The organism is Dinghuibacter sp. (genome assembly GCF_035492835.1).
GTDB lineage: Bacteria > Bacteroidota > Bacteroidia > Chitinophagales > Chitinophagaceae > Dinghuibacter.
Genome location: NZ_DATJIY010000060.1, coordinates 1 through 10,850, shown reverse-complemented (window position 1 = coordinate 10,850; position 10,850 = coordinate 1). Strand labels below are relative to the sequence as shown.

General features: G+C 58.2%; 7 protein-coding genes. 2 read left to right on the top strand and 5 right to left on the bottom strand.

Going from position 1 to position 10,850, the window contains the following annotated elements; translation table 11 throughout:
• Window positions 1–151: 151 nt before the first annotated feature.
• The 4 genes from VL547_RS05740 to VL547_RS05725 all read right to left on the bottom strand — a co-directional run bounded on the left by VL547_RS05740 (window position 152) and on the right by VL547_RS05725 (window position 8,582).
• Window positions 152–3,211 carry a DUF2723 domain-containing protein gene (locus VL547_RS05740; protein WP_325576157.1) on the bottom strand — a complete coding sequence of 1,020 codons (3,060 nt, stop codon included), beginning with the start codon at window positions 3,209–3,211 and terminating at the stop codon, window positions 152–154.
• Window positions 3,212–3,248: 37 nt separating this feature from the next.
• Window positions 3,249–4,472, bottom strand: coding sequence for a DUF2252 domain-containing protein (locus VL547_RS05735; RefSeq protein WP_325576155.1), 1,224 nt, complete (start codon window positions 4,470–4,472; stop codon window positions 3,249–3,251).
• Between the two features lie 18 nt (window positions 4,473–4,490).
• Window positions 4,491–6,182: a sodium:solute symporter family transporter gene (locus VL547_RS05730; protein ID WP_325576153.1), complete on the bottom strand. Its 1,692-nt coding sequence runs from the start codon at window positions 6,180–6,182 to the stop codon at window positions 4,491–4,493.
• Between the two features lie 171 nt (window positions 6,183–6,353).
• The gene (locus tag VL547_RS05725) at window positions 6,354–8,582 is read right to left on the bottom strand and encodes a glycoside hydrolase family 3 C-terminal domain-containing protein (RefSeq protein WP_325576151.1); all 2,229 of its coding nucleotides are present in this window, start codon (window positions 8,580–8,582) and stop codon (window positions 6,354–6,356) included.
• 189 nt (window positions 8,583–8,771) lie between these two features.
• On the opposite strand from VL547_RS05725, the gene VL547_RS05720 reads away from it, so the two are divergent.
• Window positions 8,772–9,230: a 23S rRNA (pseudouridine(1915)-N(3))-methyltransferase RlmH gene (locus VL547_RS05720; RefSeq protein ID WP_325576149.1), complete on the top strand. Its 459-nt coding sequence runs from the start codon at window positions 8,772–8,774 to the stop codon at window positions 9,228–9,230.
• Window positions 9,231–9,265: 35 nt separating this feature from the next.
• Window positions 9,266–9,868, top strand: coding sequence for a rhomboid family intramembrane serine protease (locus tag VL547_RS05715; RefSeq protein WP_325576147.1), 603 nt, complete (start codon window positions 9,266–9,268; stop codon window positions 9,866–9,868).
• Here VL547_RS05715 and tilS read toward each other — a convergent pair.
• Window positions 9,831–10,850, bottom strand: a 1,020-nt coding sequence (gene tilS / locus VL547_RS05710) for a tRNA lysidine(34) synthetase TilS (protein ID WP_325576145.1), incomplete at its 5' end; no start/stop codon positions are given. The two genes, VL547_RS05715 and tilS, sit on opposite strands and share 38 nt — an antisense overlap.

Here is a 10,850-nt window from a genome sequence, read left to right as displayed (position 1 = left end):
ATTCTCAGCAAAACAGGAAAAAAGAGGCATCCCACCCCACTCCCTTCGCCTTGCGCGCTTAGGACGGCACGGGGGCAGATCAGGTGCGGGCGCGAAAAAGCCCGCCTTTGGGGGGCGGGCTCTCGTATTGTCTGCTGTCCGGAGGACGAATTTATTTGGAGGACGAATCCTTTCCGATGGGGCGGGAGCCCTCCAGGGGGGCGGGGGGCTTGGCGGAGAATTGTTGTTTGAGTTGTTCGAGCTGGCCGACGATGGCTTTGGCGGTTTGGAGGTCTTCGGTGAAGGCACCGGCGTCATTGTCGCTTAGGGAGTTGTAGTAGTCGACTTGTTCGCGGCAGTCGCGGATGACGGCGTCGGCTATCTGGGCGCCCTTGGCGCTGTCGCCGGCCAGGTAGTAGGCGTAGGCATACTGCATGGAGGTGATGTCTTCCTGGTTGCGGAAGGACACCATGCCGTAGGGCAGCGTCGTTGGGTTGAGCTTCTGGTAGCCGTAGTCGAGGACCTTGCGGGCGCTGTCCTTATTACCCTTGTTGGCCAGTACGGTGCCGAGGGTGGAGAAGGAGCTGCGGATCGAGATCAGGACGCGGCGGCCGTTCTCGTCAAAATAGATATTCTGCTTGTCGGCGCCGCCAAACTTGAACTTCGACATCAGGTTGTTATACATGGTGTCGGCATTGACCGTGGGCTCCTGCGGATTGGGCCTCAGGGGCACCAGGCGGTAGGCCAGACCGTCGTCCTGGACGAAGTTCGTCAGACCGAGGCCGTACGGCTGGGAGAAGTATATCGGCCGCTGCCATTGGTTGGCCGCGATGATATTGAATTCGAAGATGTCGTTCTTCAGCATGTTGCTGTTGGGGAAGTTGAACGTCAGCTTGTCCAGGATGCGCGCGCTGTCCTTGGCGGCGACGGTGCCGTTGGCCAGTACGGTTTCCCTGTCCACGGGCAGCGAAAAGTTGTGCGTGGGGAAGTAGTTCAGGCCATAGCCGCCCTGGGTCTGCATCTGGTTTTTATCGTCGCCGATGAAATTCATCAGGCGGGTGAGGTCCCAGGCGCTGTCCTTGGGCACCCGTACCGCGCCCTGATCGTAGAAGGGCACGTAGTTGCGGGCGTCGCCGACGTACTGGCTGGGTTTCCAGCTCATGGGGACGGGGGCGCTTTCATTGATTTTGCGGGTAAGCTGGTTGATCATCCAGTCGGTCCCCAGCAGGCTGGTGACGATGACGCGGACGTCGGGGCGGATATTCTCCACCTCCTGGGCGTACCACAATGGATAAGTATCGTTATCCCCGCCGGTGAACAGGATCGCGTTGGGGGCGCACGAGTTCAGGTAGTCCGAAGCCGCGTCGCGGGCCAGGGTCTTTTGGGAACGGTCGTGGGCCTTCCATTCCTGGCAGGCCATGAGCAGGGGAACGGCCACGATACAGAGCGCCGCAGCCAGCCCGGCGGATGTCACGCCGGTCAGTTTCAGCTTGGGGTTCTTGAGCTGTTCGTAGACAAACAACACGCCTAGCCCCACCCATATCGCAAAGGCGTAGAACGAGCCCACGTACGAGTAGTCCCGTTCGCGGGGCTGCGGCAGGGCCTGGTTGAGGTAGAGGATGATGGCTATGCCGGTAAAGAAGTACAGGAGGAATACGACGACGGCGTTGGTCTTGTCGCGCTTCCATTGGTAGAGCAGCCCCAGGATGCCGAGGATGAGCGGCAGCATGAAGAGCGGCGCGCGCGCCTTATTGTGCTTGAGGGACTCGGGCAGCTTGCTCTGGTCGCCGAGGCGGAAGTTGTCGTAGAAAGGGATGCCGCTGATCCAGTTCCCGTCCCGGACGTTACCCAGACCCTGCAGGTCGTTCTGGCGACCCGCGAAGTTCCACATGAAGTACCGCCAGTACATCCAGTTGAACTGCCGGTCGATCATGAACCAGAACCTTTGGCCGCCGGTGGGGGATTCCCCTTCGGCCAGGCCGGCCCAGCTCTTATAATAGTCGACGTGACCCTGGCTGTTGTCGGAATCCCACATACGCGGCAGGAAGTGTACGTCGTTGGGATCGTATTCGTATTTCAGCTTTTTGCCCACGACCTCGTAACGGCCGGTGGTGAGGTCCTTATAATAGATATTCCCCGTCTCGACCGAATTGACCGGCCGGGCGTTGAAGTCCGGACCCGTCAGGATCGGCCAGTCCCCGTACTGGGAACGGTCGAGGTAGGCGACGAGCTCGATGGGGTTGTTTACGTTCTGCATGTTGACCGCGGGATCGGCGTTGGCGCGGATCAGGATCACGGCATAGGAAGAATAGCCCAGCAGGATGAACGTCAGACCGTATAGCCCGATCTCCAGGTAGCGCTTGCCGTGCTTGACCGCGTAGCGGATACCCCAGATCACGAGTCCCAGGAACAGGACGATAAAGAAGTAGCAGCCGGAGTTGAACGGCATGCTGAAATCGTTGACGAACATCAGCTCGAAGGCTCCCATCAGCTTGATGCTGTATTGGATCAGGACGACCTGGACGATACCGGTCAGGACGCAGGCCAGGAGAAAAGCCCAAACCATGCCCCACCGGGAGAACTTATAGCGTTTGAAATAGATCGTCATGACGATGGCGGGGATGCTCAGGATCGAGAGCAGGTGGACGCCGATCGACAATCCTATGATATAACAGATGAGGATCAGCCAGCGGTCGGCGCCCGGTTGGTCGGACACCTCTTCCCACCGCATCATGGCCCAAACGGTCATCGAGATGAAGAGGGGAGACACGCCAAACACGATGGCTTCCACGGCGGAGAACCAAAACGAGTCGGAGAAGGCGAAGCACAACGCGCCAACGGCCCCGGCGGCCATGATGACGATCATTTTTTCCATCGTCGGTACCTCTCCCTTGGCCAGCATCATGCGTTTGGCCAGGTGGGTGATGGTCCAGAAAAGGAACATGCAGGTAAAACCGCTCGCCAGGGAGGACAGGAGGTTGACCTGGACGGCTGCGTGCGCGTTAGCCGCGGTGGCATCCCAGCCGCCGCCGAAAAGGATGATGAAGATCCGCCCCAACAGGATGAAGAGGGGCGCTCCGGGTGCGTGGGAAATCTGCAGTTTGTAGGCACAAGGGGTAAACTCGCCGCAGTCCCAGAAGCTGACGGTAGCTTCCCGGGTCATCACAAAGACGGTGCAGGCGATGGCACAGATGATCCATCCAACGATGGTATTGGTCTTCTTAAAATTCATGCGGCAAAATAGGAACTTTTGCTTTTTCAGCAGTCATTTATGTTTTCTTTAACACAGGAAGGAGTTCAGACACATCGGTTTTGATGAAATTGGCGTGATCCCGCCGGACCTTCCCGGCGTATTTGGAGGCGTAATCCGCCACGTATTTCTTCCAGTCGGCGGCGCGGCCCGCAAAGGCGATCAGCTCGTCGGCCGTCGCCGAACCCTGACGCCCCCCGCTCCTGAGGGCGCCCCAGGCGCAGAGATCGGCTACCGTATCGACAAACTGGGCGCAACGCTTGATCTTTCCCCGGAAGTGGAGCAGGTCGAGCTTGTCCTCCATGGGTTGCAATTTCCGGACGACAAACGACTTTTCGCCGATGTCCAGCGTGCTGAGCAGGGCGGGTGGCACGGCTTCCACGCGCCGTTCGATTTCGATGATGCGCTCGGCCTGGCTGGCCCAGGCGGGTTGGCGGAAGTGGTGCTTCTGGAGCAGGCTGGGCGTCTGGGCCTCCTTTATATCGATGAGGGCGTACCGGTTTTTGCCGGGTCGCCCTTCCACCAGGACGACATAGCGCTCCAGGCCGAGGCTACCAGTGCCGGCTATGCGAAAAGCGATGTCGCGGATCTTAAAATAGTCCGGGTCGACCTTATAAAGGGCCGATTTCCGGAAGGCCTCGTCGACCTTTTGGCGGGTTTGGTCGGAGATGGCGACGTAGTGGCCCGGCCGGAGGATCAGCCGGGGCTTGTTCTTCTTTTCCCCCACCCTGCCCGTAAGGAATTCCCGGTGGGTGCGTTGCGCCACCGCTTCCAGGAGGTTCTTCACGACGCCGGTGGCGGTTTCCTGCTCGAGCACGCGGATGTATCCCCGGCCCAGCGTCTGGACGTACCGGTCCAGGAAGGCCTTTACCTGCGCCGTGGCGCCCCGGGCGTCCAGCTGCAAGTCGTCGGCGCCGACATGGATGCTTACGGCAAAGCGCGCGATGTCCAGCAGGCAGGGGGCCAGCGCCGCCTCGTCGAAGTCGTTGAGGTCGAAGTAGGCGAGGCCGTTATCGCCCTTGAAGCTCCCCAGGTTCTCCAGGTGCAGGTCCCCGCAGATCCAGGTCTTGGGGGAAGCCAGCAGCGGGCTGTCCTTGGGTATGTCCTCGTAAAACAAGTGGTCCGTGCCCCGCAGGAAAACAAAGGCGCTTGTGCTCATCGCCTTGTACTTGAGGGCAAGCATCTGGGGTATCCGGCCCCTGTTATAGACCCGGATCCGGTGCAGGAGGGAAGGCTCGGTCATCCCCCAAGATAACCAATTCTACCAGAAATAGGTATACAAGAAGGTCAGTATCACTACGATGACCGCCGACCCGAAGGCAAAGCCCTTAGACACTTTGAACATCGACTTGTCGACGATCAGCCCCTTGTTCTGAATGCCCCGGCGGTTCTGGATGTTGGTGATGATGGCCATACCGATGAGGCATAGGATGAAGACGATCCCCATCCGGTCCATGAACGGTATCTCATATTTCCCACCGTTGGCGGAATTGGGTTGGAACAGCCCATACGGCGTAAGGAAACTAAGGTCCGCCCACAACGGCAGGAATTTCAATACGACCGAGAAGACAAAGCCGCCGATAGTGGCGAACAGGGCCGCGTCGGACGTAGTGCGTTTGTAGAAGAAGCCCAGCAGGAACATGGCCAGGATACCCGGGGAAACGAAGCCGGTATATTCCTGTATGTAGTTGAAGCCTTGTTTGCCTTCACCCATCAGTTTTTCACCGATAACCAGCGACATGAAGATGGCCAGCAGCATGGAGACGACGACCGTCCATTTACCCATGCGGACCAGGTGGGCCTCGTCGGCTTCCTTATTAAACGCCTTCTTATAAACGTCGAGCGTAAAGATGGTGGCGATGCTGTTGGCCTTGCCCGCCAGCGAGGCGACGATGGCCGCCGTCAGGGCCGCGAAGGCGACGCCCTTGAAGCCAACGGGGAGTAGGGTCATCAGGTTGGGATAGGCCTTGTTTGGGTCGACCACACCGGCGGAGCTGAGCATCTCGGTGTGGAACATGCCCTTTTGCCACAGCACATAGGCGCCGATTCCCGGCAGAACCACGATCACGGGCATGAGGAGCTTCAGGAAGGCCGCGTACAAAATACCGCTGCGCGCGGTCTTTAGGTCGGCGCCCAACGCCCGTTGGGTGATGTATTGGTTACAACCCCAATAGTTCAGGTTGGTGATCCACATCCCCCCGATCAGCACGGAAAGACCCGGAAGGCTGACGTAGTTGGGGTTGTCCTTTTTGAAGATCATGTGGAAGTGGTCGTTTGCCGAGGACGTCAATATCTTGAACCCGTTGATCAGACCGGAAGTGCCGGACTTTTCCGCCACCAGGTGCAGGGCGATCCACGTCGCCACCAGACCGCCCAGGATCAGGAAGAATACCTGGATGACGTCGGTATACCCGATCACTTTCATACCTCCCAGGGTGATGATCACCGCGAAGAGCGCCAGGGCGACGATACAGACATATATGTTCAACCCGGAAATACCGCTCACCGCGAGCGCTCCCAGGTAGAGGATCGACATCAGGTTGACCACAATATACAAGGCCAGCCAGAAGATCGCCATGATCATGGCCACCTTGTCGTTGTACCGCTGGCTGAGGAACTGGGGCATGGTGAAGATGCGGTTCTTCAGGTAAACGGGGATGAAGAAAACCGCGACGATGATGAGGGTCGCCGCCGCCATCCATTCATAGGTGGAGACCGCGAGACCCATCTGGAAACCGGAGCCGCTCATACCGATGAATTGCTCGGCCGATATGTTGGAGGCGATCAGAGAAGCACCGATGGCCCACCAGGTCAGCGAACCTTCCGCCAGGAAGTAGTCGGCGGACGTGGTTTGCGCCTTGCGTTTGCGGCGGTATATCCAATAACCATAAAAGGCGACGATACAGAAGTAAATCAAAAAAACGATGTAGTCGGCTGGCTGTAAGGCTTTCATTTATGCAGCAATTCGTTCAAAAATGTTTAATAAAAATGCTCGAATGTTGAAGTTTCGGTCGTTAAGTGTCAAATACACACTTCATGTGGGCGCTAAAAAAAGAACCCCTATGAAGGGGCTCAATATACAAAAGAATCTATTATCCGGGGTAGAATTCCGAATTCCGGTGTCCTAGAGTTCCAAATTCCCGGTAAGGCGGATGTCCCTCGACGAGCTGCCCACCAGGAAGTCAAAACGACCGGGTTCCATGACCCACTGGCGTTTGGCTTCGCTGTAGTACTGGAAGGCGTCCTTGTTCAACGTCAGGGTTATGGTTTTGGAAGCGCCAGGTTCGAGGTACACCTTTTCAAAGGACTTCAGCTCCTTCTCCGGACGGTCTACCGAACATTTGGCCTCGTGTACGTATACCTGGGCGACTTCCGCTCCGGGCCTGGTACCGGTGTTGCGCACGGTGAAGCGTACCGTCACCTTACCCGGACCCGCCGGCGTCACGCTCAGGTTGCTATACCCAAAGGTGGTATAGGACAGCCCGTATCCGAAGGGAAAGAGCGGCGCCACCTTGTAGGTATCGTAGTAACGATAGCCGACATAGATACCATCGTTATAGCGGACGGTTGTGTCGTCACCGGGATATTCACCCAGCTTGTGCGCGGGCACGTCTTCGAGTTTTACCGGGAAGCTCATCGGCAGCTTGCCGGAAGGGTTGACCTTGCCATACAGGATATTCGCCAGCGCGGTGCCGCCTTCGAGACCGGGATACCAGGCCTGGAGGATGGAAGGCACGGTGTTTTCCCATTGCGTCATGTCGATCGGTCCGCCGCCCATGAGCACGACGATCGTCTTTGGGTTGGCCTTGACGACCGCCTTGATCAGCTCGTCCTGTCCGAAGGGCATGTTCATATCGGGTTTGTCGACGTCTTCGGCGTCATAGGCGTTGTCTTTCCACACCGCATAGTCGTAACCGTGGGTCCAGCCGCCGACGATGATGGCTACGTCGGCCTGGGCCGCCGCCTGGGCGGCCTGGGCGATCAGGGCCTTGTCGGCCTGGGCGCCACGGGCGATGGTGTAGCCCTGGGCGTAGGTAATCTCGACGTTGCTATTGGCGTTTTTCAGCCCTTGCAATGGCGTCACCTCATATAGGGAGCGCACCTGGGAGCTGCCGCCGCCCTGGGCGTTGGGGCGGTCGGCGTTGGCGCCGATGACCGCGATGCGGCGGACGTTGTTATTTAACGGCAGTAGATTTTGCGTGTTTTTTAGCAGAACTATGCCTTCTTCAGCCACCTTGCGCGCGACCATCTGATGCGCCTTTGTATCAAAAGCGCCCTTCGCGCGGCTGTGGTCCATCATGTGGGTTTTGAACATGATCCGAAGGATGCGGCGGACCTTGTCGTCCACCAGCGCCTCGGACACGGCGCCATCCCTGACGAGCGTCATCACGGTGTCGCCCAGGAAGAATTTGTGGTAATCGGGGTTGGGGAGCATCGACAGGTCGGTGCCCATTTCGAGGTCGGTGCCGTTCTCCAGCGCTTCCATCGTATTGTGGACGGCGCCCCAGTCGCTGATCACGATCCCCTTGAAACCCCATTCTTTTTTGAGGATGGTATCGATAAGGTAAGCGTTTTCGGTACAGAACTGACCCCGGAATTTATTATAGGCGCCCATGATGGTGTTGGCGCCGCCTTCGGTGATCGCGGCCTTGAACCCGGGGAGGTAGATTTCCCTCAGGGCGCGCTCGCTCATTTCCACGTCGATGTGGCTGCGGCCGATCTCCTGGTTGTTGGCCAGGTAGTGTTTTACGCAAGCCGAGATACCCTGGGACTGCATACCTTTTATTTCCCCCACCACCATCCGGGAGACCAGGTAGGGGTCTTCGCTCATATATTCGAAATTCCGGCCGTTGAGGGGGGTACGTATTATATTAATACCAGGCCCCAGCTGGACGTCCTTGCCCCGGGCATTGGATTCGCTGCCCAGCGCGCTTCCCTGCTGGTACCCCAGCTGGGGATTCCAGGTGGCGGCCAGACAAACGCCCGTCGGGAAGTAGGTGGCGGAATCAAATACATGGACCAGGGTCTCGTCCCAGCCCCTGCCGTGCTCCAGGCGTACCCCATGGGGGCCGTCGGACATTGTCAGCTCCGGGATCCCCAGCCGGGGTATCCCGCCAGAGGTAAAGGAGCTACTGGCATGGATCATATCGACCTTTTCGGCCAGGGTCATCTTCTTGATAAGTTGATCGATCTTGAGCTCGGTGGGGTCCTTGGGGGCGCCTTTGATCGCCATGGGCTTGGAGCCCTCGGGGGGCTTGGGCTGTTGGGCCGGTGTGGACTGTTGGGCCATTATGGGGCCGACCGCCGCCAGCGAAATCAGCAAAAACGCGCATTTCCTCAAATTTGTCATCATGCAGCAACGATTATGTGAACTATTCGGGGGCCGGGAGGCCGCCGGTGAGTCATCGAAAATACCGGCTTAAGTGATACATAAGCACTCGCAAACGCTTTGTAGGACCAGAAAGAAACAAATGATGTACCTTTCGCCCCGAATTCCGGGGACTACGTCAAGACTACATCAATCGTTTTCGGGGGGTTTCACATGCGCATTTCTTTTTATACGGTTGGGAAAGGACACGAGGATTATGTCCGGGAAGGCATAGAGGATTTTACGGCCCGGGTTAACCGCTATTACTCCTGTACCTGGAAAATTTTACCGCCAGCCCGGCATACCGGCGATGCGCGTCCCCAGGAGGCGGGCCCCATCCTGGCCGCCTTGTCGCCCGACGACTACCTCGTCCTGCTGGATGAGCGCGGCCGGACCTGGACGTCCGAACAGCTGGCCGGATTTATCGCCACCCGGGCGAACGACAGTTGCCGGCACCTGGTTTTCCTGATCGGAGGCGCCTACGGGGTAGACGAAACCGTGCGCGCCCGCGCTCAGTTCACCTGGTCGCTCTCCACCCTGGTATTTCCCCACCAGCTCGTCCGCCTTATCCTGTCCGAGCAGGTATACCGCGCTTGTACCATTTTGCGTAACGAGAAGTATCATCACAGCTAACATTGTATTACCTTAGACGCGAAAAGTAACATGGCATGTCTATTACGCTGGGTATTATTATCATAACCGTCATCATCTCGCTTTCCTCCTTCAACAGGCCAAAGGCTTTCGACGATCTGTCGATGTGGCCGCACATGATCGATACCAAGAAGCAATACTACCGGTTCATTACCAGTGGGTTTATACACGGGGATTTCCTCCACCTGTTTTTCAACATGATCACCCTGTACTTCTTTGGGCGGATGATAGAGGCCAACCTCACGCCAATGATGTATATCCTGTTCTATGTGAGTGCGTTGATCATTTCGGATATACCCACCTATTTCCGTCACCGCCGCAACTTCAGCTACCGGAGCATCGGGGCGTCCGGCGCCATATCGGCCCTGTTGTTCGCGTCGATCCTGTTCGACCCCTGGCAGAACATATACCTTTATTTTTCGATTCCCTGTCCGGCGATACTGTATACCGTTTTGTATATGGCCTATTGCGTGTACGCCAGCAAGCGTCAATTGGGCAACATCAACCACGACGCGCACCTTTGGGGGGGGCTTTATGGTTGGGTGTTTATGATCGCGTGGCAGCCGGCCATCGTTCCCTTCTTTATCGATCAGTTGATGCATCCCCATTTTGGACGCTGATTTTTAGTATCTCCCGCGTTGCCGGGGTTACCTTGACGCGGTCGTCGATGCGGCGACCGACTACCCATAGGATGCGACCGGCGGATTCCAGGATCCAGACCTTTTCTTTGTCGGCGACGGAGACCTTGTTGTCGATGAGGAAGCGCGCGAGCTTCTTTTTCTTGGGCATGCCCAGGGGGTAGAAGTAGTCGCCGGGTTTCCAGCGGCGGAGGAGGAGGGGGTATTGGACCTTGGAGGCGTCGAGGTGCGCCACGGGCTCGGGGGCGGCGCGGGGCGCGGACCCCTTGGGCGCGGTAGTTCCGCGGATGTCGGGCAACGGCGCGTCGGGGGGCGCCAGGGTGAGCGTCAGCCGGCCATCGGGAAAATCCGCGGCGGTCGCGCCTTCCTCAATGGTTATGTGTGTGGCATTCGACGGTGCGACGGGGACGATGAGCAGGAACTTCCGGTCGCGGATGACGCGGTGCGTGGCGGATGCCACGGAATGACCGGTGGTGCTGTGGATCAATGCCTGAGCCTCGCCGGCCTGCGCGGGAGAGAAGCCGAAGGGGTTGAGCAGCTCGTAAAAGATAGTGTCGAGGGGATCCACCCTTTCGAGTTTTGCCACGGGCACACGCCAGTGGCCGGGGCCCTGTTGCTCCAGCAGGTCTTCGAGGTGGCGGTTCACGGCCTCGCGGTAGAGCGTTTCCACTTCGCGGAAGCGGGCCAGGTTGGCGGCGAGGTTTTGGCGCGCTTCGGGATAGCGCTCCTCGATCAGGGGAATGACGCGGTGGCGGAAGAAGTTGCGGGTGTATTTATCGTTTGCGTTGCTGGAGTCTTCGACGTGGAGTAGGCCTTCCGTTTTGGCGTAAGCCACGATCTCCTCCCGTGTCGCGAACAGCAGCGGGCGTACGATGCCGTTCTGTTTCGGGAGCATGGCGCGGAGGCCGGTGGCGCCGGTGCCCTTGACGAGGTTCATCAGGAGGGTTTCGATGTTATCGTCGAG

Coding starts and splice junctions, on each gene's coding strand:
- VL547_RS05715 (WP_325576147.1), top strand. CDS start 9,266: ATGTCTATTACGCTGGGTATTATTATCATAACCGTCATCATCTCGCTT.
- VL547_RS05730 (WP_325576153.1), bottom strand. CDS start 6,182: ATGAAAGCCTTACAGCCAGCCGACTACATCGTTTTTTTGATTTACTTC.
- VL547_RS05725 (WP_325576151.1), bottom strand. CDS start 8,582: ATGATGACAAATTTGAGGAAATGCGCGTTTTTGCTGATTTCGCTGGCG.
- VL547_RS05720 (WP_325576149.1), top strand. CDS start 8,772: ATGCGCATTTCTTTTTATACGGTTGGGAAAGGACACGAGGATTATGTC.
- VL547_RS05740 (WP_325576157.1), bottom strand. CDS start 3,211: ATGAATTTTAAGAAGACCAATACCATCGTTGGATGGATCATCTGTGCC.
- VL547_RS05735 (WP_325576155.1), bottom strand. CDS start 4,472: ATGACCGAGCCTTCCCTCCTGCACCGGATCCGGGTCTATAACAGGGGC.